We start from the raw sequence: 23330 nt of genomic DNA, 5'->3' as shown, positions 1-23330 counted from the left end.
GCCGCGCCCGCACGGGCCGGGGATGCGCCCGGGCCCGCGCCCCTCTGGCCGGAACCCGATGGAACCCTGATCCTGGCGCGCCCCTTCGGCCGGTCCGAGATCAGCCTGCGCCTGTCCCGGCGGGTCGCCGGAGCGGTGGACACCCTGACCTGGGACGGCGTCACGTTCCTGGCCGATACCGAACCGGGCGATGCCCTGCAGGCGCGGGCGGAGGTCGGGTCCGGACGCGGCTGCCGCCGGGCGAGCGAGGCGGGCACCCCGCAGGACCCCACCGGCGAACCCGCCGCCCGCCGTCTCCGCGCCCTGCGCGCCGGACGGAGCTGGGCCGAGACCGAGACCCGCATGGCCTGGGACGGGCCGTCCGATCCCGCCGACGAGCCCCCGTCAGACTGCCCGACGGGCGCCGCGGCCGCGGCATTGCCCGCGCCGATCCTGCACAAGCGGATTGCCCTCGGCCTGCCCGGCCTCGGCAACGCCGTGGAGGTGCAGGCCCGCTTCGACCTGGCCGAGGCCGCGGCGGCGCTCCGGCTCGAACCCCTCGCCGCCGCCGTGCCGGCGGAATTCTCGTCGGCCTGGCGCTTCGACCCGGCCAGCGGCGGGATCGCGCCCCTCGATCCCGAACCGGGGGACCGGCCGGACCCCGTGATCCTGGCGACGCCGGAGGGCTCGCACGCCCTGGCGGTCTGGGCGCCGGGCCCGCCGGAGCAGGAGCCCGACGCGCCGCGACCCGGCTTCGCGGTCGCCGCCGAGGCCGGAGCGAACCGCCTGAGCTGCCGGTTCCGGGTGACGCACGCCGCCGCCGGCGCGCACGCTTTCGCCTGCTATGCCCTGGTCGGCTCCCTGGCCGACGTCCGGGCCGCCCTGCGGACCCTGACCGCGCCTCCGTGACGGCGCCCCCCGTGCTGGACCGTCCGGATTGCAGGACCCGCCGGGGCCCGGGGTTCTGGATGCCGGGCGCGCCTGCGGCGCCCCAAGCTGACGGCAAGGATCGTGCCCCCAGGATGCGCGGCCCGATCCACCCGCCGCCGTCGCACAAGCCGAAGAATTGTGGTGGGGATTCCCAGCACGGGACGGCACGCCGTGGCAGGACAGCTACAGCTTTGGCGCACGACATTGTGTATACAGGATGCAGTTCGTTCCAGAGACCACGAACCACCTCCGGCGCGCTTCTCACGGAAGCGCGCCGAATTGTTTTCTAGATGCCGCGGTCAAAGCCGCCGGATCCGCGGCTCGGCCTGCGGCCCGAGCATCAGATGCGTCAGCGCCCAGACCAGGGCGTCGAGCCGGTCGGGCGAGGCCCCGCCGGACAGGCCGTCCGGCCCGAAATCGCACAGTTCGTCCTCCAGCGCCGGGAACGCTCCGACATGGTGGACCAGTCCGCGAGCGTAGAGCAGCGAGACCGGCTCGGCGCGGAGATACTTGCCGCGCGTGGCGTGCACCCGCGTGACCGGCACCGCGGGGTCGCACTGGCCGAGCACGGCGGCGGCCATCTCGCCACCCTGGTTGACCTCGACCACGAGGGCGTCGGCCTGGAGCCGGTGATAGAGCGCCAGCGCCGCACCCGCCCAGGCCTGCGGGGTGGCGCGGGCGAGGCTCGCATCGGCCAGGACGTAGGCGTGCCCCCCCGCGTGCCCGGCCGCCACGATCCCGCAGGCATCCGAGCGCGCCCCGGAGGCGGCCGGGGGATCCACCGCTACGACGATCCGGCCGAGATCGGGCGCGGCGGCGACCCGGCCCGCCTCCAGCGCGGCGCGGTTCCACAGGGCGTCGTCCCGGTCGGCGATGAGCTCGCCGTCGAGTTCCTGACGGCCGAGCCGGGTGCCGGCGTAGCGCCCGACCACTTGGTCGAGGAAGTCCGGCGCGAGATGCGCGGCGTTGTCATGCGTCCGGGCCCGGCTCACCACCGTGCGCGGATCGGCGAGCAGGCGGCGGATCAGCGGCACCGGCCGGGGGGTCGTCGTCACGCAGTTGCGCGGCCGGGCGCCGAGGCGCAGGCCGAATTGCAGCATGTCGAAGGCGGCGTCCGGCCGGCGCCATTTGGCGGCCTCGTCGCACCACGCGGCGCCGAATTGCGGACCGCGCAGGGCGTCCGGCTCCTCAGCCGAGAAGGCCAGCGCGACCGCACCGTTGCTCCACTCGACGCGGCGGCGGCTCGGCGACCAGACCGGGCGGGCGCGCCCCCGCGCCGGCAGGCCGAGGAGTCCCGAGGGACCGTCGACCATCACGTCGCGCACGTCGAGATGGGTCTCGCCCACGAGCGCGATCCGTCCGACCGGGTCCTCGGTGAAGGCCGGATCGCCCCGGGCGAGGGCGTCGACCCACTCGGCCCCGGTGCGGGTCTTGCCGCTGCCGCGGCCGCCGATCACCGCCCAGGTGGTCCAGGGCTCGGGCGGCGGCAGCTGATCGGGCCGGGCCTGATGCAGCCAGTCGCCGGCCAGGGCCCGGAGCAGGTCCTGAGGCAGGGTCCCGAGGAAGTCAGGCAGCCGTCCGGCCGCCGATAAAGCCAGCATAGCGTCGCGCGATCTCCGCGCGCAGGGCGGGCAGGTCGGGTTCGCTCCCATCGCCCCCCTCCTCCCCCGCGCTCCGCGCCCTGTCCGCATCCACCGTGTCGAGGAGCCGCTTGAGCCCGCCGAGGTCGCGCAGGATCCGGGCGGAGTCGCGCGCGGCCGGCCCCACCCCGCTCAGCGTCGCGTCGAAGGCGGCGATCTGCCGGAGGATGTGGGCGCGCAGATGCGTCCGCAGGGTCGCCGGATCGGTCGCCGGGTCGCCGCGCCGGATCAAAGTCGGCGGCAGATCCGCCCCGAAGGCCGAGGCCAGCATCGCGGCATCGAGCCGGCCGAGTCCCAGGATCTCGGTGACGTCGCCGGGATCGGCGCCCGGGGTGCAGAGCAGGCGGATCAGCGCCGCCCGACGCGCCGCCGGCCACCGCGCCGTCAGGAGCCTGGGCCGATGCTTCCGCGGTCTCAGCCAGCCGGCCCGGACGTTCCAGGTGCGGACCGTGCTCGGATGGACACCGAGGCGGGCGCTGATCGCGTCGAACGCCAGATCGGTCTCTCGGAGAAGCTTCAGGGCCTCAGCGCGGCTATCCGCCCTGCTGGGAGGAGGTGGCCACATCGGCGTCTCTCCGCACACGTCTCGACCGTGCCGTGTTGATACACGGGCAGCGCGACGGTGTCAAGCGCAAATTCCTATTCTTGGCCCGGGATAGGATTTAAGGCAGAGCTCGCCCTGGGCTTCAGCCTTCCCACCGGGCGACGCCGCCGTGGCGGGAGCAGGTGCCGCGATGGGTATGGCTGAAGCTCCACGTCCCGTCCCGGCACTTGGCGGTGGCGCCGGCCGGTTTGGCGCCGTCGAGGCTCTTGGCCGGTTGATGGACCTCGGATCCGTCCCGGCTCCGGTAATGGCCGTGCCGGTCGAGATTCCGGTCGTCCGGTTCGGAGAAGGGCCGCGCGGTCGCACTGCCCGCCATGGCGAGGAGGAGGCAGCCACCGAGGGCGCACCAGCGGGCAGCGCCCCGGCGGAAGGCTCTGGGCCGCAGCGAGATCCGCCACCGGCTGGCGTCGCCACCGGCGCCCCTCCGGCGGAGGATGGGAACGGTCGCGATCGGGCCAGGCAGCACGGCGCCCTCAAGGTTGTGTCAAACACCATCAGACACAACCAGAGCATCGCGTCACGAACTATCTAAAGTTATCTCATCGTCACTCACAGGTTGTCGCTCCCGCGTGATGGCCGGTCTGCCCGACCGGCTCGCCGGCGCGTGCGGTCCGGCCGTGCGCCCCGGTTCGGGCGCGCAGGGCGGCGGGGCGCGGAACGGGCTCGAAAGGTATCGCGGCTATCGTCGCCGAAAGTGCGCTGTTGAAGGCGGTGGAAGACCGGAACGGCCGTCCGGTCGACACGTTGACCGGCGCCATCCGCACGCAGGCATCGCCTTTTACGCAGTTCGTCAAAGTGAATCGGGTACAGAATGGTCGGTGAGCCACCAGGGTCCGGCGCGGCACAACCGCCGGATAACGGCCCCTCGGGGGATCCTGGTCGGGGTCCGGCACAGGGGACCGCGGAAGCCGCTGCCCTGAGCGACAGCTTTAAGCGATTCGCCGACGTCGTGCCCCTGATGATGTGGCGCTCGGACGAGGCCGGTCACGCGATCCACCACAACGAGTGCTGGCTGGAATTCACCGGACGCCCCCTCGAGGCGGAACTCGGGCTCGGCTGGCGCAGCGGACTGCATCCCGAGGATTTCGACCGGCATGCCCGGATCGTCGCCGAGGCCTTCGAGGCGCGGGCGCCGTTCACCGTCGAGTTCCGGCTGCGGCGGCACGACGGCGAGTACCGCTGGCTGCTCGACACGGCCCGCCCCCTCATGGAGGATGGCCGGTTCCAGGGCTATCTCGGCTCCTGCTTCGACATCACCGACCGCAAGCACGCGGAGGAGCATATCGAGCACGCGCTGGCCGAGAAGGAGGCGCTGCTGGCCGAGGTCTACCACCGGGTCCGCAACAACCTCCAAGTGATGGTCAGCCTGATCGGCCTCTACGGCCGGGCGGCGCCGGATGCCTGCCGGGGCAGCTTCGAGGCCCTGGGCCAGCGGGTCCGGGCGATCGCGCTGGTGCAGCAACATCTCCATGAGGCGCCGCACATCGCGTCGATCGACCTCAAGGATTACCTCCACCGCCTCGCCTCCGGGCTCGGGCAGCTCCGGCGGGCCGGGCGGATCAGCGTCCATGTCGGCGGCTCGGGGAACGGCCTCGTGGAGCCGCGCACCGCCAACGCCCTCGGCATGATCGTCGCCGAGATCGTCGCCGAGTGCCTGGACGCCACGGCCGAGCACGTCGCCTGCTCCATCGCCATCGACATCGAGTCCGGCCTCCCGGCGCGCCTGTCGATCGTCTCCGGGGTGAGCGAGATGGCCGATTCCGGCCGGTCGAACGTCCCGAAGCTCGGCCCCCGCCTCATCGCCGCCTACGCGGCACAGGCCGAGATCAGCGTGTCGGGCGATGCCAGCCCGGGCGATCCCCTGTGGCTGACCCTGCCGCCGACCCGCCCCGCCGCGCAATGAGCGACCGCGTCGCCGGGCCCCGTCGCCATGACGGCGCGGTCGGCCTATAGCGGCGTGGACCCTACCGGACCCGGCCGAGCATGCTTCCTCCGATCGACACCATCATCGAGAATTTCGAGATCGTCGAAGACGACGACATGCGGCTTGAGTATCTGATCGAGCTGGGCCGCGCCCTGCCGCCGATGCCCGAGTCGGAGCGGACCGAGGCGAACCGCGTCCATGGCTGCGAGAGCCAGGTCTGGATCGACACGAAGGCGGAGCCGTCCGACGGCACGCCGCGCCTCGTCCTCCACGGCTTCAGCGATTCGTTCATCGTCCGCGGCTTCGTGGCGCTGATGGTGGCGCTCTACACCGGCAAGACGCCCCGGGAGGCCGCCGAGACCGACGGCCTCGACCTGTTCCGGCAGCTCCGCTTCGGCGCCCACGTGACCTCGAAGCGCTCCAACGGCGTGCGGGCGATGGCGGAACGCATCCACCGCGACGCGGTCCGGCTCGCCGCCGGGGCCTGAGGGGCCTCACCCCCGCCAGAGGCGCAGTCGGCCCCGATCGGGCCCCGTCGCCTCCCGCTCCAGCCCGTAATGCTCGGCCAGCCGCCCCAGGGCGATGCGGGCCACGACCTTGGCCGAGCGGGCCGGCCAGCGCCGCTCGGCCTCGATCCGCTCCAGGCCCTTGAGGAAGCCGCAGAGGTCGATCAGCAGGCCCGACAGGTCGCTCCCGACCGCATCGAGGGCCCCGCGCACCCGTTGCCGGGCCGCGATCACGTGGTCGGCCGCGCTGGCCGGGTCGCGGGGACCGCCGCCATCGACCCGGGGGGCCCCGAAATCCGAGCCCATGCGCGGCAGCAACGCGGCGGCGGTCATGTCCCGCCGCAGCCGCTCGCCGGCCTCGAACGCCGCCGCGTCGATGAGCGGCGTGCCGTCCCGGTCGCGTCGGCGCACCATCCAGGCCAGGGGGTTCTCGGCAGCGTTGCGGAGGGTCGGCTCCGCACCACCCCCCTCCACGACGGCGAGGTCGTGGTGCTGGGCCGCGAAGGCCAGATCGCCCGGCATGGCCTGCCGGCGCAGGCGCGCCCGCCCGGCCTCCGTGATCGTCAGCCGCGTGCCGGCCTCGTTCCACGTCGCCAGATCGGCCGCGGCCAGAGCCCGGCCGGCCGCGGCCGCGAAGCGCCCGCCCCCCACCGAGACACCGCCGCCGCTGCGCCGGATCACCAGCGCATCCTCAACCAGGGGATCGGGCCGCGCATCGGCGCCCGCCTCGCCCAGTCGCGCCAGAAGGCGGCACGCATCCGCCGGCAGATCCCCAGGTCCGGCGCCGCGCGGCCGCGCCTGCACCGAAGCCACGCGGCCACCCTTGAAAGGTTTGTTCATGTTTTGTTCCGTATGGTTCACCACGGACGCACCGAGGGGCCACCATATCAGGAAAACTCAGAATTTCAAGGTTTTTTTACCTACAACTCTCAGCTATCGCGCCGCGGTCTTTCGCGCGGCACGGGTCGGTGCCCGATGGAGGATCTCGGCGATCTCGTCCTCGGACTTGTCCCGGACCTCGTAGCCCATCGCCTCGAACCGCTCGATGAGCGCGGCGCTCTCGGCGGCGGAGCGGGCCGCCCAGACGGCGAGGAGGTCGTTCACCCGGTCCAGATCCGCCTCGGGGTGATCGTCCTGCGTATCCGGCGACGGATTGGGGATCGCGACCATGGCGGCACCTCGGGATCGAACCGGCGACCGTGTTCGATGCCACGGCCCGTCATGCAACGCCCGAGGTCGGGCGTGGCTCCCGCGGTCCCGCAACCGAAAGCCGGGTCGCTCGGGCCGACGACGGTCCGCCCGGGGCAGCAACCGGATGGCCGGCGGACGGCGCTATTCGGTCTGAGCGCGGTCATCCCGGTCGGCGTTCGCCAACGGGGCGACGGCTGTGAAGACGACGCCCTCGGCGCGGTAGTCGATATCGACCCGCCCACCGATCTCCGTGGCCAAAACGCGCTTGATCAGCTGGGTTCCGAAGCTCGTCTGCCGCGGGGCAACGACCGGGGGACCTCCGCGCTCCTGCCAGCGAATATGGAGGAGCGGAGGCTCCTTCCCGCCCTGAACGCTCCACGCCACGTCGACCACACCCGCGGCGACAGACAACGCGCCGTACTTGGTCGAGTTGGTCGCCAGCTCATGGAGTGCCAGGGCGTAGGCGACGACAACCTGTGGGGGCAGGCGCAGATCCGGTCCCGAGAGCTGAAAGCGGTCGCCGTCTTCGACCCCGAAGGGAGCGAGCGAACGCATGATGAGGCCCTGCATCGAGACGCTGCCGAAATCCTCCGTGATCAGAAGGGTATTGGCGGCCGACATCGCCTGGATGCGCGCCGTCAGCGTCGCGGCGGCGTCCTGCAGCGAGTTGGCGCGCCGCATGGTCTGCGAGACGACGGCTTGCAGTGAGGCCAGCGTGTTCTGCATGCGATGGTGGAGTTCGCGGGTCAGCAGCGCGCGATGGCTCTGAACCGCCCGACGGTCCGTGATGTCCTGGGATGTTCCCGTGATCAGGATCGGCGTCCCGTCGGCCCGGTAATGCGCCTTCCCCCGAATCTGGACCCATCGCTCCTGACCGGCGGGCGTCGTCAGGCGATACTCGGCGTCGAGAAGCGACCGGTTCGCGATCGCCTGCTCGATCGCGGCCTGCTGGACCGCACGATCGTCCGGGTGGATGGAGGCGCGCAGTTCTTCGAGACTCAGCGGCTCGTCGGGCTGGCGTCCGCAGATCGCCTTGCAGCTGTCGGACGCTGTCAGATGCCCCGTGTCGAGGTTGATGCTCCAGCTGCCAAGCTGCCCCGCCTCGAGGGCAAAGCGCAGGCGCTCCTCGCTCGCCTGCAACTCGACATTGCGCCGCGCGACCTCCGCCTCCAGATCAAGGCGATCGCGCTGGAGGCGAACCAGACGTTCACGCTCCAGGGTGACATCGAACTGGGACGCAAAGAAGTAGGTGAGCTGACCGTCTTCCCCGAACACGGGAGAGACGAGGAGGCGGTTCCAGAATGTCGAGCCGTCCTTCTTATAGTTCAGGAGGTCGAGTTCGATCGGCGTCCTGCTGTCGATCGCGCTCCTCAAGCGCGCGACGTCCGCCCGGTCGGTCGCAGGTCCCTGCAGGAAGCGGCAGTTCCGCCCGATGATGGCGTCGCGTCCATAGCCCGTCAGCCGCGTGAAGGCCGCGTTGGCGAAGACGATCGGGTTGTCGTCTTGTCGCGGGTCGGTGATGAGCATCGGCATGCGCGTGGCGCGAACGGCCGACGAGAAAGGGTCTGGTCCGGCGCCCGCCCGCGTCAGCTCGCGAATGATGCGGGCTTCTTCCTCATAGTCCGGCACCTGGGCACGTCCTGAACACATCAGACCTCAAGCGCTGCCGTATAACGCGTCGGCGCCTGCGCATGAAGAGCGCCGAAGACCGTTGAAGCGCCCATCCACCTGAACCGGATTGCTCGGGACCAGGGCGAGGCGCGCTGCTCCCGGGAAGGCATGACAGCCTTCCCTAGGCCCCCATGGGTGGGGAACGGAGCGACCGCTCGGGGTGGGTTTCCCCCGGTCCGCCTTCGGGCAAGAATTCAGGGCCGCGGACGTCGTCGCCGCGCCTGTTTCCGGCCCGAAGCAGAATCTCGCGATCCCCGCTCCGTGCCGTCCCGATTTGACGGTCTGCGATGATGGAACGGGGTGAGAGAATTGTTCCGGATGGTCTCGCGGGACATCCAAATCAGACCGGTGGCGGTGGGCAGCCGCGACCATACCCATGATGAACCGGCATCAGGCGCGGGGCCGGGATCACCGCGCGCCGGATCGAACAGCGGTCGGGTGACGTTCCTTACCGCCTACCCGGTCCAAACAGGAGGAACGCTCATGCGTATTGGCTATCTGCTGCCGCTCGTCGGCCTGCTCGCGCTCACGGCCTGCAAAGACGAGAAGAAGGCCGAGACCCCCCCGCCTCCTCCGCCGCCTGCCAGCACCGCACCGGCAAACCCGGCGCCTCCGGCGACGACGACCAACCCGGCCCCAGCCAACAAGCCGTAGCCAACGAGCCTCAAGGGCGGCGGGCCCTGGCACGCATCCCAGCGCCACAGGACCCGCCGATCGCGACCGGGGCTGATGTCACCGCCCCGGTCGCGAGGCTCATACCCGAACCGAACCCCCTGGATCGACAGCCAGGGGGGGGGCCTGCCCGTCCGCCCCCACGCAGCCTTGTGCGGAAGCGGACGAGGCCACCCATCCGCTCACGACCCGCCGCAGCGCCCGCGCGACGCGCCCGCATGCCGGCCTCGAATCGTGCGGCACGCCGATGCGGAGGCGAGTGTCGCCGTTCAAAACATCCCGTTGGGGTTGGCTGAGGCCTCTGGCAGGATCTGCAGCACGTCCCAGTGCTCTACGATCCGGCCGTTCTCATCGAGACGGAAAAGGTCCACGGCCGCGTAATCGTGGTCGCCCGGCCAGTGCTGATGGCAATGCAGCACGACCATATCGCCCTCGGCGATTGCCCGCTTCACCGACACCCGCTTCCCCGGCCACTCACGCGCCATGCGCTCGAAATAGGCGATGAAGCCGTCTTTGCCCGTGGCCACATGCGGGTTGTGCTGGATGTAAGCGTCGCCGGCATACCGCTCGATTGCTTCACGTGGACGGCACTCATTGAACATCAGCTCGTAGAACGCGATCACGTTTGCCTTATTTTGCATGAGATCTGCCATGCGGCCTCCCTCTACAACGACAAGGCCAGTCTTCCGCCCCCGACAGCCAGTCGGATCGAGGGCGTCTTGATCGTGGACGTCTGCGACCGGTGATTGGGAGCATGTCGGCCTAGGGCAGGCAATGACGTCCTCCCATCGCATTGGTCCGGCCTGAGTACGAGTTTTCCGGTTTGCGAGACCCTGATGGGAGGAACAGAGCCGTGAAGAAGAGCAGGTTCACCGAAGAGCAGATCGCCTTGCCGACCAGTTGGCTGGGTCAGGGTCAGTCCCAGGTGTTTGATCCGGCGGTGTGATGGTTCGGATGACCTCCGAGTCGCGGCACCAAAAACGCTTCGCATCCATCCGCCTCATGACGCAAAGAGTACTGCTAAACTACAGCATAATTTCAGTCAAAATTTCAAAATTTATAGATCAAGATCCCCTTGGTGGCGTTATCCTGGGCGCGCGCACCGATCTGCCCGGTATAAGAAAGCCCGGCGCTCAGGCCCGGCGCGAGCATCAGCCCGAGCCCGACCTCGCTCACCAGCACGTCCCGGTCGAGCGGCAGACCCCGGCTCGCGAACCGCGCCCCGGTCCCCCGGGAAGGCCAGCGGCACACTCGGTGCCAAGTCGCCGAACGACCGCCGGTAGGCGATCATCCCATGCACGAACGCCAGAGCAGGAACGTCGCGGTCCAGCGGCGCTTGCATCCGCAAGCCCATGATGGCGCTCGGCACCGTGTGTTCCTGCCCGAAGCCGGTCAGCGTGGCCGCTCCGCCCCGCTCTGCGAACCGCTCGCGCGTGACCGACACCACCGTCCCGCCCGCGAACGGCTCCAGCTCAACCGCCGCGCTCAGGCCGATCCGATAGCCCGCCTCGCCGAAGCCCTGCACGCTATGCCCGCCCAGCCGCGCCGTGGCGCTGTCCGACAGACCCGGGAACGCGACCACGCGCCGGAGCTGGGCCGGATCGTACGCGGCCAGCACCCCGAACCGCAGTATGGCCGATCCCGCCTCCAGGCTGCCGTAGACGCCCCCGAACGTGCTCGTGAGCGCGCCGGCCTGGACCTGGGCCGGGCTGGCAAAGCCAGACTCCAGGCTGCCGCCGACCGCGCCCATGCGCAGGGCGCCAAGCGACGTGCCGACCCGCGCGTCCAGGCCCAGCAGGAAGCCGGCGCTGTGGCGAGACACGCCGGCGGCGTTGCCATCCGCGCGCACGCACCCGACGCTGCCGAGCCCCTGTCCCCACAGGCTCACGGCCGACTCCAACCCATCGCCCGGCCGCGCCCCCGGAGCCGCGTCCCAGCGCAGACGGTCGAGCACCGCCTCGCGCAGAAGGCCGGCATTGGCGAACACGGTCGTGGCGAGGGTGGCATGCCCGTCCCCCGAAAGCGCGCCGAACGCTGACTGCGCCTGAGGCGCCGAGAGCATCGCCACGGCGTCGTAGAGCGGCGAACCGACCGCGCCCGCCTGTGCGGCCGCAGCCGCCGCGCGCTGGTTGCGCGTCTGCGCCACCGCGGCGAAGTCGAGGTCGTTGCGCGCCAGCGTCAGCGTCACCGCGTCGGAGGCGTATCCCAGGAACGGGGTCAGGAAGGCGAAGTTGCTGCTCACCCCGGCAAACCGACCCTGCACGCCGGCCGCCGCGGTCAGGATGGTGTAGCGCGTACGCGGCGCATATTGGCCGGTGCCGGCAAACGCCTGGACGGTGGCGCCCGTCACCGTGGCGCTGCCGCCGACGTCGACCCGGTCGGCGCGGCCGTCCGCGGTGGCATCGACCCGGTAGAGCGCCCCCGGCGCCAGGACGAGGCTGCCGGCCACGCTGATCCGGCCCAGCGCCCCCGCGCCGATGCCCGGGGCGAGCGTCGCACCGGTGCCGAGGCTCAGGCTGCCAAACCGGGCCTCGCCGGTCAGCAGACTGCCTGGCCCGATCGCGAGGGGGGCGTTGGGCAGGGCCCCGGTGACGGCGAGTTCGCCGCCGAGCACGCGGACCGGCCCGGACAGGGTGCTGAGCCCCGACAGCGTCAGGGTGCCGGGCCCGACCTTGGTCAGGCTGGTCTGCGTGGCGCCGTCGACGATCCGGCCGGCATAGAGGGTGGAGGCGCCGTCGCCGCCGACGGTGAGCTGACCGTTGCCCAGCACGGCTTCGGGCGTTGAGCCGGCCAGCGAGCCGACCGCGAGGTCGGTGCGGCCGAGGTCGAGGCTGCCGTCGTTGGTGAGCCGGGTGATGCCGGTAGTCGGTCCGGTGAGCGCGAACGTGGCGCCGGGGGCGTTGCTCACCGCGCCCGCGAGTACGCCCGAGGCCTGGACGATGCCGGTATTGGCCAGCCCACCCGTGAGGGTGCCGGAACTGATCAGGGTGCCGGCATTGGCGAAGGGCGCGGAGACCGTGGTGAAGGTGCCGGTGTTGACGAGCGTGGCGCCGGCGGCGTTGACGGCGTCGGCGGTGAAGCTGCCGGCGTTGACGAGGCGGCCGGTGTTGAGCAGGTCGTCGACGACGCTGGCATTCTGCGCCACGGTGAGCAGGCCGGCATTGGCGATGCCGCCGGCCAGGAATCGGCCGCCGTCGGCGACCGTGACGGTGCCGACGTTGGTGAGCAGCCCGCTGAGGCTGTAGGCGCCGGTGACCGCCAGGGTCGCGCCCGCGGCGTTGGCGAACGTGCTGTCGCTGGCCACCGCCCCGGTGACGGCGAGGGTGCCGGCCCCGTTGCGGATGGCGCCGTCGATCCGGCCGGCGGAGGCCGTGACGGTACCCGTGTTGATCAGCCCGCCCGTGATCGTGCCGGCAGTGGCGAGCATGCCGCTGTTCGACACACCGCCCGCGATGGCGCCGCTGTTCTGGGTCCAGCCTGCATTGGCGAGGCCGCCGGAGATCGCCCCGTTCGTCGCGAGGTTGCCGCTGTTCGACACACCGCCCGTGATGGTGCCGCTGTTGGCTGCCTGACCGGCATTGGCGAGGCCGCCGGCGATAGTTCCGTCATTCGTGAGCGTGCCGGTGTTCGCGACCGCGCCGGTGATCGTCCCCCCATTCGTGAGGCTGCCGGCATTGCCGAGGCCGGCAGCCGCCGTGAGGCTCGCGGTCCGCGCGACCGCGACCGTACCGGCGTTGGTGAGCGGCCCGCTGAGGCTGTAGGCGCCGGTGACCGCGAGCGTTGCGCCTGCGGCGTTGGTGAAGGTGCTGTCGCCGGCCACCGCCCCGGTGACGGCGAGGGTGCCGGCCTCGTTGCGGATGGCGCCGTCGATCCGGCCGGCGCTGGCCGTGGCGGTGCCGGTGTTGGTCAGCCCGCCCGCGATCGTGCCGGAGGTGGCGAGCGTACCGCTGTTCGACACGCCGCCCGTGACGGCGCCGCTGTTCTGGGTCCAGCCGGCATTGATGAGGCTGCCGGCAATGGTTCCGCTGGTCGTGAGCCAGCCGGTGTTTGCGACCCCTCCGGTGATCGTCCCGCCATTAGTGAGGCTGGCGGCATTCCCGAGGCCGGCGGACGCCGTGAGGCTGGCGGCCCGCGCGACCGCGACCGTGCCGGCGTTGGTGAGCGGCCCGGCGAGGCTGTAGGCGCCGGTGACCGCCAGCGTCGCACCGGCGGCGTTGGCGAAGGTTCCGTCGCTGGCCACAGTTCCGGTGACGGCGAGGGTCCCGGCGTCGTTGCGGATGGCGCCGTCGATCCGGCCGGCGCTGGTCAGCACCGTGCCGGTGTTGGTCAGCCCGCCCGCCACCGTGCCGGAGGTGGTCAGGCTGCCGATATTGGCGACGCCGCCCGTGATGGCGCCGCTATTGAACGCCGTGCCGGCATTGATGAGCCCGCCCGCCAGGGTTCCGGCGTTGACCAGGGCGGTGTCGGGCCGACTGACGAGTGGGGCGAGGAGACGGGCGGTCGCGGAGAGGTTGAGGGTGCCGGCCGCGATAGTGGTGCCGCCGGTGTAGGTGCTGGCGCCGGTCAGCGTCAGGGTTCCGGCGCCGGCCTTGGTCAGGCCGCCGGTTCCGTCGAGGGTGCCGGCGAAGGTGGTGGAGGTGCCGTCCGCTCCGGCGGTGAGGCGGGCGTTGCCGAGCGCGACGCGGCCCTGTCCGGCGAGGGATCCGATGGTCTCGCTGTCGGCGAGCGCCAGGGTGGCCCCCGCCGCGATGGTGACGGCGCTGCGGTCGCCAATGGCCTGCCCGTCGCGGGCGAGCAAGGTGCCTTCCGCAAGGGTGGTGGCGCCCGTGTAGATGTTGGTGCCCGCCAGGGCGAGGGTCCCGGAGCCGAGCTTGGTCAGTCCGCCGGATCCGGAGAGGGACTGGGCGAGAGTGACGGTGTTGGCGGGATCGGCGATGTCGAGGCCGCCGCCGTTCCGGCTCCAGGTGATCGGGCGGGTCGTGGCGGTGAAGGCGGTTCCGGTGATCTGGAGGGTTCCGCCGTCGAAGGCGAGCGAACCGGTGGCGGCGCCGAGGTTGGCGTCGCGCGCCACCGAGAGGGTGCCGCCCGCGAGCACGACACCGCCCGAGAAGGTGTTCGTGCCGGAGAGCGTCAGCGTGCCCAGCCCGAGCTTGAACAAGGTCCCCGGACCGGACACGACGTTCGACACCGTCAGGGTCTGAGCCGGATCGACTGCCAGACCCGAGGCACCTTCCAAGGTGAAGGGACGCGTGGACGTGAAGCTCGCCGTCGCCTCCAGGGCGGCCCCGTCGCCGATCGTGACAGCCCCGTAGGCCTGGCCGAGATTCGCCTCCCGCGATACCGAAACGGTGCCCGCCAGGATCTGCGTGCCGCCCGTATAGGTGTTGTCGGCCCGAAGGCTCAATCGGCCCAGGCCCGTCTTGGACAGGCCGCCATTGCCGGACACGACCGCATCTTCCGTGAGCGTCGCACCGGCAAGCACCCCGAGGGTACCGCCGTCGCGCAGGATGACGGGCCGCCCGAGCGCGAAGCTCCGGGTGGCGATCAACGCGCTCTTGTTCTCCAGCGTCACGGTGTTGCTGGGGGCGCCGAGCGCCTCCGTCTTGTCGACGGCGAGCCCGCCCTGCCAGACGAGGACCCCGCCGGTGAAGTCGCTCGTCCCGGTCAGGAGCTGAATGCCGGTCCCGTCCTTGATCAAGCCGCCATTGCCGGAGATGCGCCCGTCGAAGTGCGGCGTGCCGGTCGCGCCGGAGACGTCGAGCACCAGCGGCGCCATCTCGGTCGTCAGCAGATGGGCCCTGGTGGCGCGGCCATGGTCGTCGAGGTTCTTGAGGACGAGCGGCAGGAGCGGCCCGGAATCGTCCGGCTGATCGTCGCCATACCCGGTCGCAGGGGGATTGGGCGCCACGGCCTGGTATTGCCGGAACGCATCGGAGCCCAGTTGCTGCTGGAGGCCTTGGCCGATCCTCAACAGCGTCTGCTCCTGATAGGGATTGGCGTCGACGAGGATGTTCGCCTGCGCCCCGCCCACCTGAAAGGGCACGTTGAGCTGCGGCGACGCGGAGGTCTGTTCCGTCGAGAAGCTGAACAGGCCGAGGCCGTCGTTGTCGTTGTCGTCCGTGCCGAGGAAGCCGACCACCGCATCGACACCGAGGGCATTGCGGACATTCGATATCAGCGTCGTCGAGATCCGGATCCAATCCGCGTAGGCGCGATTGAATTCGTCGATGGAGGCGAAGGGTCCGACCTTGTCCGAGGCTAGGAAAGCCAGGGCTGAATCGCCATTGAGGCCGGGGTTTTTCTGGGCGAAGGCCACGAGGTCGTCGATCGTGCGGGCGAAGACCTTCGGGTCCACGTTCAGCCGCGAGAACTTGTCTCCCAGCAGCCGGACGAGCGCGCTCCTGTAATCGTCGGGCGAAGAGATGCGGGAGGCAAGATAGCCCGAGATCGAAACGTAGGCATCGTAGAAGTAGAAGGGTTGGGCGCCTCTGGTCGCGGCTTCGACCCAGCTGGCCCCGTCGGTGAAGGAGTGCCGGAAATCGCTCAGAAACGCGGCCCTGGCGGCCGGATCGGTCGGGATCTGCGCGGATGAATCGGCAAGCTTCACGAACTGGGCGAGATCGTCGTCCGACATCGCCAGGACCGCCGTCTTGACCGCCGCGTCGACGCTGACGTGATCGAGCGACACGACGGCGGCGTGCGCGGCCGTCAGCATCCCGCCGACGAGGGAATCGAATTGCGCCGGCCGCTGCGGATCCTCGGTGGACGTCGCGCTGTAGATGCCGACCTTCAGGCCGGTCAGGTCACCGGTCAGGTCAGCATTGTAGTCGGCAGGCCGGACGAAGTCTTTGCTGCGCGTGTCGGTCGTGTCGAGCTTGACCATGCCGTTGAGGGCGAGGGCGAGGTCATGGACGCTGTTGCCCATCGGGCCGGCGGTGTCGATCTGCCGGGAATAGGGCGCGATGCCGGTCGTGCTGATCAGGCCCGCCGTCGGCTTGAGGGCGTAGAGACCCTGCTGCTGGGCCGGATAGATGATCGAGTCGGAGGTTTGCGATCCGACGGTGAGCGGCGCGAAGCGCATGGCGGCCGCGATGCTCGGCCCGCTGCTGGATCCGGCCACTGCGATCGCTGGATCGACCGGGCTGATCGTCTGGCCGCCCGTGTCGCTGTGATTGTTGCTCGTGATTCCGGCCCACTGGCCCATATTGGCCTTGCCCATAATGAGCAGGCCCTGCTCCCGCATCCCGGTCACGAGCGTCGCCTCGGCGGCCGGACGGGATCCGATCAGGGCGGCCGAGCCCGCGGTGGTGCGAAGATCGTCGCCGGTGCCGATGTTCATCTTGAGCAGGACCGGTACGCCGAAGAGCGGCGGCAGCGTCCGGCCCTGGCGCTGCGCCTCCATCCGCTGCGCGTCCGCCTGATCGGCGAGCGTCAGGATATCCGGATTGATCTGCTCGACGGAGCGCAGGGCCGGGCCCGCATGGTCGAGTTGCTGGATCTTGTACAGGTACTGCAACGCAATCTCGCGCGACGTCGTCTCGCCCCGTTGCAGCATGCCGGCGAGATCCACGGCCGTCCGTCCGGTCAAGTCGACGCCCCCATAACCGGGCAGCGGATCGGTCGACAGGGTTCGCGTCAGGGAAACGGGTTCCGGCGGCTGCGGCAGCGAGGCATCCGCGAGGCCGAGCCGTCCCACGAGACCGACGATGTCGGCTTCCGTCGCGGCGCGCGGATCGAAGGTCACGAGCGGCCGGGCGGTGACCGACAAGGCGTCGATCTCTGCGTCGGTCTTGGGCTGGCCGGCGCGGATATAGGCAGCGCGAACGACGTCACGCAGGGCGAGCGGATCCTGGAGATCGATCGCCTGCGCGGAGGCCGGCACGGTCAGCCAGAGGGCGCTCAGGAGGGTTCCGGAAACGCGCAGTCGCCCCCGTGATGCGGGCAGGCCAAGGAACATGGTCGATCTCCGGAGCTGTGCTTTGGACAAGCGTGTTCGATGGGCCAGGGCGCGGCCTACGAGCCGCGGACGGACTCACCCGGGCTTCCACCGTCGGTGACGGCACCCGTGTGCCGACCGGCCCGGCGCCCTCGACGGCCGAGCCCAGGCCTTCGGCAGGAGGGGGCGCGATGCCCATGCCCTCATGGCTTCGGCTGGCTCGGCAAACGGGAAAGCGATGGATGGCCGGGGCGCGAGCGCCACGCGGTGGCCCGGCCCGCCGCCGGCCACTTGGTCTCTCCGATCGAACCCGTCGTTTCGAGAGAGATGCGCGGCGGTTGCAGGCTTTAAGTTCGCACAACCGAAAAATCCCTTTCGGTCGCTCAAGTCATGGCATGGCGTATCAGTGGATAAATCTGCGGCGTTCATGCCGGACAAATTAGAAAATGACCTGCTGGTCTTTCAAGCGCTATCGGTAATCGCGTTATATCTTTCCCAATTCGATCACGAAGATTGATTTACAATCCGCGATGTCAGAATTTAGCTGGCGACAGACCATGGCATGCCCGATCATTCATTGATGATGGCATAATAATTGCTTCAGTCGATCTCGGTAAGTTCGTCAGGACGGGGCACAAAGTTCGACAAGCACGACCGTTTGGCTGGATATGTGTCCATGTCGCCACACTTCGGCTGGCCTATCCCGTCTGTGCGACGGGGCGGAATCGAATTCCTCCGATCGATTTTGTGCGAAAGACGATCCGGGTCGGCCGGGCGGGTCACTCGACGCCCATGGGCGGTCTCATCAGGCGCACGAGCGCGCGCTTCTGCGGGCGGGACGGACGTGCATTGAGCGCCCCCCCCAGGGGCTGGCCGCCGACTTCGGAAGGCCTTCGGTCAACCCGGGACATGTCCGGACGAAGTATCGATCCGTCCCCGCAGGCCGGCCGGGACTGGCCCGGGCGCTCCGTAGCTGCGCCGAGCCGCAGCCTAGTTCGGCAGCGGGTGCCTAATGTTTGGGGCTTGACCGACCATCCGGCGCGATGAGCGCGGCTTTCGACGCCGGTCCAGGAACTCGCGCTCGCTCAAGGCACATCGGGACCACCTCCGCGCCGGAGATAGGCCGACTCCATCGGCAGGCAGCGACGGTGTGGCAAAAATGCAGCGCGCCTCGCTGTAAATGCGCCGTCGCGCCTTCAAGCACTGAGCAATTTCTGTGCCAATAATTAGAATGGCTGATGTAATGGATGAACCAGTATTCATAAAACGCAGAACTCGTCGGCAAAAAACGCCGATCGCTCACGTTTGAACTAAATTAATCGCTTTATAGCCGCCAGTTGCGTGGTGATAGAACTTACTTCTACATTTCTTCCTGGAGAAATATCGGTCTCATGCTTCGTAATGATTCATCTTACGGTAGAACATATTCTATTTTGCTGAAGGAAAGACTCATTGATGGGTCACACTTGCAAGAACATCGAATCTTCATTGTTTTTCACTGAAAAGAGGCGTCTTCGAGATTCAGTTCTGTCGATCTCGTGGCGCGCGGGTTTGAGCCTCGCCGCCCTCGGATGGTCCGGTTCGAGCCTCGCGTGGGCGCAGACTTCCCTGAGCGCTGATCCGAACGCCTGGCGCACGCCGGAATATCGGGCCGATTGGGGGCTTGAGGCCATGCGTGCGGCCGATGCCTATGCGGCCGGCTACACGGGTTTGGGCGTCACGGTCGGTGTGGTCGATTCGGGCCTCTACAGCGCCCACCCGGAATTCGCCGACGGCCGCGTGACGCCACTCACAATCACCGGCACCTTCGGATCGGACGGCTATTACTTCATGGACGGCTCCGGTGCACCGGCAGACCTGTCTCCACAGCCGAGCTTCTTCAGCCGGGGCGAGGCCTACACCGTCCCCGGCACCTACGATCCTGCTGTCAACGATCCGCACGGCACGCACGTGAGCGGATCGATCGCCGCCGCCCGCAACGGCAACGGGATGCATGGCGTGGCGTTCGACGCCACTGTCTACGTCGCGAACACGCACGCCACCGATGAGAGCATCTACGGCGCGAACGCCGACTACGCGTACTTCAAGAACGCCTATGGCAGTCTCGCGGCCGCCGGGGCCCGGGCGCTCAACTCGTCCTGGGGCAGCCCGCCGCCCACAGACAACTACAACACCCTCCCGGGCTTGCGCCAAGCGTACACGGAATTCGACGGCCGACTCGGCTACGTCGATGCCGTGTCCGATGTGGCCAAGCAATACGGCATCATCCAGGTCTTCGCTGCGGGAAACACCGGCTGGGACAATCCGAACGTGCGCTCGTCCTTGCCGTATTTCCGGCCGGACATCGAGAAGAACTGGCTCGCGGTCGGCGCGGCCGGACGAGGCGCGAACGGAAGCACGGCCCCCGAGGATCTCGTCCTCGCCTCATACTCGAACCGCGCCGGCGCCGCCAAGTATTGGTACGTCGTCGCTCCCGGCGATGCAATCAACAGTACGGCACCGACATACACGCGGAGCGCCGTTTGGGATCCCAATGTCTGGAACATCGATCCGAACCATCAGACCGGCTATACCACGGTCGATGGGACCTCGATGGCGGCGCCGCACGCCACCGGCGCGCTGGCGGTCATCATGCAGCGCTATCCGTACATGACCAACACGCAGGCCCGCGACGTCCTGCTCACCACCGCCTATCACCGCGATGCCGTCGACGGCGTGCCCGACCCCAACCCGAATGCGCCCAACGCGGTCTGGGGCTGGGGCGTGATCGACCTCGACAAGGCCATGAGGGGCCCCGGCCAGTTCCTGGGCCCCGTCGCGGCCAACTTGCCGGCCGGCATCAAGGATACATGGTCTAACGCTATCTCAGAGGATGCTCTGATCCAGCGCAGGCAGGAGAACGACGCCGAGACCGCCGCCTGGGCGACCCGTAAGGCCGCCCTCGATCTCCGCCTTCAGGTCCCGGCCCTGACGGCCGGCCTACCGGCCAGCCGGACCGCGCTCGACGGCGTCGTCAGCGCGCTGCGCACCGGCAGCGAATCCGCGATCCTGAGCGCCATCACGATCGCCGCCGCTGATGCCGTCGCCAATCAGATCCTGGCGACGTTCGTCCAATCCCAGGGATATGATGGCTTCCAGCCCTTCACGGACCCGGCCTACGCTTCCGCCCGAACCGACGTGGGCAACCTCCTGAATACCTATTTGTCAGGGCTGACCAGCGCCGATTACGACCGCACCATTGCTTTCATCGTCCGGGATTGGCAGGCCGAGACTCAGATCGAGACCACGCGGATCGCTTCCTTCGCCGGCCTGCCCACCCAGGGCAGCCTGATCAAGCTAGGGGACGGGACGCTGACGCTGAGCGGGACGAACACCTTCTCGGGCGGCGTCGTCCTGGCGGGCGGCATCCTCTCGGTGGCGCGCGACGCCAACCTCGGCGCCCCCAGCGGCCCCCTCGCCTTCGACGGCGGAACCCTTCAGATCGCCGGAACCGCCTTCACCGCCACGACCCGCCCGATCACCTGGGGCCGCACCGGCGGTGGCCTCGACATCGCCGATCCCGCCAACACCTTCACCCTCGCCCAGTCTCTCTCCGGACCCGGAGGCCTGATTAAGCTCGGCCCCGGGACCCTCGCCCTGGCGGGCGCCAACACCTACACCGGCGCCACCACCCTCGCGCAAGGCACCCTTCTCGCCCGCGGCGGACAGGCCATCGGCGACCGCAGCGCCGTCACCATCGCGGCGGGGGCCACCCTGGCACTCGCCGACAGCGAGACCGTCGGATCCCTCGCCGGAGGGGGACGCGTCGCGCTGGGCGCCGCCCGCCTCACCGCCGGCGGCGACGGCACCACCACGACCTTCGCCGGCACCCTCGACGGAACCGGAGGACTGACAAAGGCCGGTCCCGGGACACTCACCTTGACCGGCGCCAGCACATACACCGGCCGCACCGTGATCGCGGCAGGCACCCTCGCGCTGGCCGGGACCGGTTCGATCAGCCCCTCCCGCGGCGTGGCGCTCGCCACCGGCGCCAGCTTCGACATCTCCGGCCTGACCAGCGCCGGCACCACGATCGCCGGCCTGGCCGACACGGCCGTCGGCCAGGCCGGCACCGTGACCCTCGGCGCCAGAACGCTCACGCTCGCCAACGCCAGCGACAGCTTCGGCGGCAGCATCACCGGGAGCGGCGGGCTGACCCTCATGGCGGGCACGCAGACGCTGACCGGGAGCAGCACCTACACCGGCCGCACCACAATCACCGGCGGTACGCTGTCCCTGGCCGGGGCCGGCTCGATCGCCGCTTCCAGCGGCGTGGCGCTGTCCACCGGCGCCAGCTTCGACATCTCCGGCCTGAGCGGGACGGGCACCACGATTTCGAGCCTGTCCGACACCGTCGACGGACAAGCCGGCAGCGTCGCGCTCGGCGCCAAGACGCTCACGATCTCCAACGCCGGCGGCAGGTTCGGCGGCAGGTTCGGCGGCGTGATCGGTGGCGCCGGCGGCCTGAGCCTGACCGGCGGCGCCCAGGCGCTGACGGGCGCCAACACCTACGCCGGCGGTACCACCATCGCGGCCGGCGCGCTCCGCGCGGCGAACACCGCATCGCTGGGCACCGGAGTGGCCACGGTCACCGCCGGAGGCACCCTCGACGTCAGCGGCGTCACCCTCGCCAACGGCCTGACGCTGGCGGGCAGCGGCCCGGGCGGCGTCGGCGCACTGACCGGGACCGGCACGGCTGGCGTTTCGGGAGCGATCACGCTGGCCGGCAACGCAGCCCTCGGCGGCAGCGGCACCCTGACGCTCTCCGGCCCCATCGGCGACGGCGGCAACGGCGACAGCCTGTCGAAGGTCGGCACCGGCACCGCGATCCTCACCGGCGCCAGCAGCTACACGGGGGCCACCACGATCTGGAGCGGCACCCTCGCGCTGGCCGGGGCCGGCTCGATTGCCGCCTCCAGCGGCGTGACGCTGGCCACCGGAGCCAGCCTCGATATCGCTGGCCTGACCGGGACCGGCGCCACGATCGCCGGCCTCGCCGACGCCACCGGGCAGGCCGGCACCGTCACCCTCGGCACCAGGACCCTGACCCTGGCCGACGCCAGCGGCAGCTTCGGCGGTACGATCACCGGTACCGGCGGCCTGAGTCTGACCGGCGGCCGTCAGATCCTGACCGGGACCAGCACCTACACGGGCGCGACCACCGTGGCGGACGCCACGCTGGAGATCGACGGCGTACTCACCGCCTCGGAGGTCACGATCCGACGCGGGGGCACGCTGTCGGGTACGGGCAAGATCGGCGACCCGCTGATCGAGGCCGGCGGCCGGCTCGCCCCGGGCAGTGCCGCGGCGATCGGCACCCTGGCGATCCACGGCCCGCTGACCTTCGCGCCGGGGGCGTTCTACACGGTCCGGATCACGCCGAGGTCGAATGACCGCACCGACGTGACCGGCCCGGTGACGATCCAGGGCGGCACCGTGCAGGTGCTGGCGGGTTCGGGCACCTACACGCCGGCGCTGCGCTACACGCTCCTCACCGCCACCGGCGGCATCACCGGAACGTTCACCAGCCTGCAGACGACGAGCAACCTCGCCTTCCTGACGCCGTCGCTGAGCTACGAGGCCCACGGCATCGCCCTCGGCTTCGCCCAGACGGCGCCGCTCACCAGCGCGGCCACCACCACGAACCAGGCCAGGATCGCGAATGCCCTCAACGGCACCGGGCCGACGGTCACCAGCACGCCGACCACGGTCGGCGGCGCGCCTCCCGCCGTGACGACGAGCGTGTCGGCCACGGGCACGGTCACGACCGCTGTGAGCACCGGCACCGGCACGACGACGGTTGTGTCGAGCCCGGCTGCCCAGGTGACGACGGCGCTTCTGAACCAGAGCGCGCCCGGCGCCGTGCAGGCGCTCAACAGCCTGTCGGGCGAGATCCAGGGCTCCGCCGTCTCCGTGCGGGCGCAGACCGCTTTCGTCGCGCAGGGCACCCTACTCGAGCACCTGCGCTTCGGCGCCGGTCCGGCCGGCGGTCACGGCCTGACCGGCGCTGCCGGCCAGCGTTGCACCCCCGGCACCATCCTGCTGGCCGGCTACACGGCCTTCACCCCGGACGGGCCTGCCACCTGCCTTGTGCCGGAGCGGCCGCTCGCGCCGCGCTACGGCGTCTGGGGGCAGGCCTTCGGGGTGTTCGGATCGAGCGAATGCACCCGCAATACCGCCCGCCTCACCCGGGAAACCGGCGGCTTCATGCTCGGCGCCAAGACCGGCCCGGGCGTGC

Annotated in this window: 13 protein-coding genes; 5 read left to right on the top strand and 8 right to left on the bottom strand. The window is 70.1% G+C overall.

Going from position 1 to position 23330, the window contains the following annotated elements:
• Positions 1-888, top strand: an 888-nt coding sequence (locus I53_RS34235; protein ID WP_043355271.1) for a hypothetical protein, incomplete at its 5' end; no start/stop codon positions are given.
• 320 nt (positions 889-1208) lie between these two features.
• Here the strand turns inward: I53_RS34235 and I53_RS23530 are convergent.
• The 3 genes from I53_RS23530 to I53_RS35420 all read right to left on the bottom strand — a co-directional run bounded on the left by I53_RS23530 (position 1209) and on the right by I53_RS35420 (position 3619).
• Complete coding sequence (locus I53_RS23530) at positions 1209-2510, bottom strand: terminase large subunit domain-containing protein (RefSeq protein ID WP_083936133.1); 1302 nt, start codon at positions 2508-2510, stop codon at positions 1209-1211.
• Entirely contained in the window at positions 2476-3114 is a 639-nt protein-coding gene (locus I53_RS23525) for a hypothetical protein (RefSeq protein ID WP_043355270.1), read from the bottom strand. Before I53_RS23525 ends, I53_RS23530 begins: the two co-directional genes overlap by 35 nt.
• 121 nt (positions 3115-3235) lie before the next feature.
• Positions 3236-3619: a DUF3761 domain-containing protein gene (locus I53_RS35420; protein ID WP_251982421.1), complete on the bottom strand. Its 384-nt coding sequence runs from the start codon at positions 3617-3619 to the stop codon at positions 3236-3238.
• Positions 3620-3964: 345 nt separating this feature from the next.
• On the opposite strand from I53_RS35420, the gene I53_RS23515 reads away from it, so the two are divergent.
• Both I53_RS23515 and I53_RS23510 read left to right on the top strand, forming a co-directional pair.
• Positions 3965-5056, top strand: coding sequence for a sensor histidine kinase (locus I53_RS23515; RefSeq protein WP_170861828.1), 1092 nt, complete (start codon positions 3965-3967; stop codon positions 5054-5056).
• Positions 5057-5136: 80 nt separating this feature from the next.
• Positions 5137-5565, top strand: a complete 429-nt coding sequence (locus tag I53_RS23510) for a SufE family protein (RefSeq protein ID WP_043355266.1) — start codon at positions 5137-5139, stop codon at positions 5563-5565.
• Between the two features lie 6 nt (positions 5566-5571).
• Here I53_RS23510 and I53_RS23505 read toward each other — a convergent pair whose 3' ends face one another.
• The 3 genes from I53_RS23505 to I53_RS23495 form a co-directional block, all read right to left on the bottom strand.
• A complete protein-coding gene (locus I53_RS23505; RefSeq protein WP_187294410.1) occupies positions 5572-6423 on the bottom strand; it encodes a DUF6456 domain-containing protein in 852 nt (283 codons plus the stop codon).
• 93 nt (positions 6424-6516) lie between these two features.
• Positions 6517-6753, bottom strand: coding sequence for a hypothetical protein (locus tag I53_RS23500; protein WP_051045035.1), 237 nt, complete (start codon positions 6751-6753; stop codon positions 6517-6519).
• A gap of 162 nt (positions 6754-6915) precedes the next feature.
• Positions 6916-8424 carry a PAS domain-containing protein gene (locus I53_RS23495; protein WP_187294409.1) on the bottom strand — a complete coding sequence of 503 codons (1509 nt, stop codon included), beginning with the start codon at positions 8422-8424 and terminating at the stop codon, positions 6916-6918.
• A 504-nt stretch (positions 8425-8928) separates the two neighbouring features.
• Between I53_RS23495 and I53_RS34230 the strand changes: the two genes are divergently transcribed.
• Positions 8929-9099 carry a hypothetical protein gene (locus tag I53_RS34230; RefSeq protein ID WP_164706349.1) on the top strand — a complete coding sequence of 57 codons (171 nt, stop codon included), beginning with the start codon at positions 8929-8931 and terminating at the stop codon, positions 9097-9099.
• Between the two features lie 287 nt (positions 9100-9386).
• On the opposite strand, the gene I53_RS23490 is transcribed toward I53_RS34230, so the two are convergent.
• Both I53_RS23490 and I53_RS30600 read right to left on the bottom strand, forming a co-directional pair.
• Entirely contained in the window at positions 9387-9770 is a 384-nt protein-coding gene (locus tag I53_RS23490) for a nuclear transport factor 2 family protein (protein ID WP_043355265.1), read from the bottom strand.
• A gap of 431 nt (positions 9771-10201) precedes the next feature.
• Positions 10202-17074: an amidase family protein gene (locus I53_RS30600; protein ID WP_051045030.1), complete on the bottom strand. Its 6873-nt coding sequence runs from the start codon at positions 17072-17074 to the stop codon at positions 10202-10204.
• 1530 nt (positions 17075-18604) lie between these two features.
• Between I53_RS30600 and I53_RS35805 the strand changes: the two genes are divergently transcribed.
• Positions 18605-23330 (top strand): S8 family serine peptidase (locus tag I53_RS35805; protein ID WP_187294408.1); only part of this gene is annotated, 4726 nt, incomplete at its 3' end.

It is taken from the genome of Methylobacterium sp. B1 (assembly GCF_000333255.1).
GTDB classification, from domain to species: domain Bacteria; phylum Pseudomonadota; class Alphaproteobacteria; order Rhizobiales; family Beijerinckiaceae; genus Methylobacterium; species Methylobacterium fujisawaense.
The sequence above is the reverse complement of the archived record's forward strand: the minus strand, read 5'-3'. Positions and strand labels throughout refer to the sequence as shown.

Coding starts and splice junctions, on each gene's coding strand:
- I53_RS23500 (WP_051045035.1), bottom strand. CDS start 6,753: ATGGTCGCGATCCCCAATCCGTCGCCGGATACGCAGGACGATCACCCC.
- I53_RS23525 (WP_043355270.1), bottom strand. CDS start 3,114: ATGTGGCCACCTCCTCCCAGCAGGGCGGATAGCCGCGCTGAGGCCCTG.
- I53_RS23530 (WP_083936133.1), bottom strand. CDS start 2,510: ATGCTGGCTTTATCGGCGGCCGGACGGCTGCCTGACTTCCTCGGGACC.
- I53_RS23515 (WP_170861828.1), top strand. CDS start 3,965: ATGGTCGGTGAGCCACCAGGGTCCGGCGCGGCACAACCGCCGGATAAC.
- I53_RS23495 (WP_187294409.1), bottom strand. CDS start 8,424: ATGTGTTCAGGACGTGCCCAGGTGCCGGACTATGAGGAAGAAGCCCGC.
- I53_RS30600 (WP_051045030.1), bottom strand. CDS start 17,074: ATGTTCCTTGGCCTGCCCGCATCACGGGGGCGACTGCGCGTTTCCGGA.
- I53_RS23510 (WP_043355266.1), top strand. CDS start 5,137: ATGCTTCCTCCGATCGACACCATCATCGAGAATTTCGAGATCGTCGAA.
- I53_RS34230 (WP_164706349.1), top strand. CDS start 8,929: ATGCGTATTGGCTATCTGCTGCCGCTCGTCGGCCTGCTCGCGCTCACG.
- I53_RS23505 (WP_187294410.1), bottom strand. CDS start 6,423: ATGAACAAACCTTTCAAGGGTGGCCGCGTGGCTTCGGTGCAGGCGCGG.
- I53_RS23490 (WP_043355265.1), bottom strand. CDS start 9,770: ATGGCAGATCTCATGCAAAATAAGGCAAACGTGATCGCGTTCTACGAG.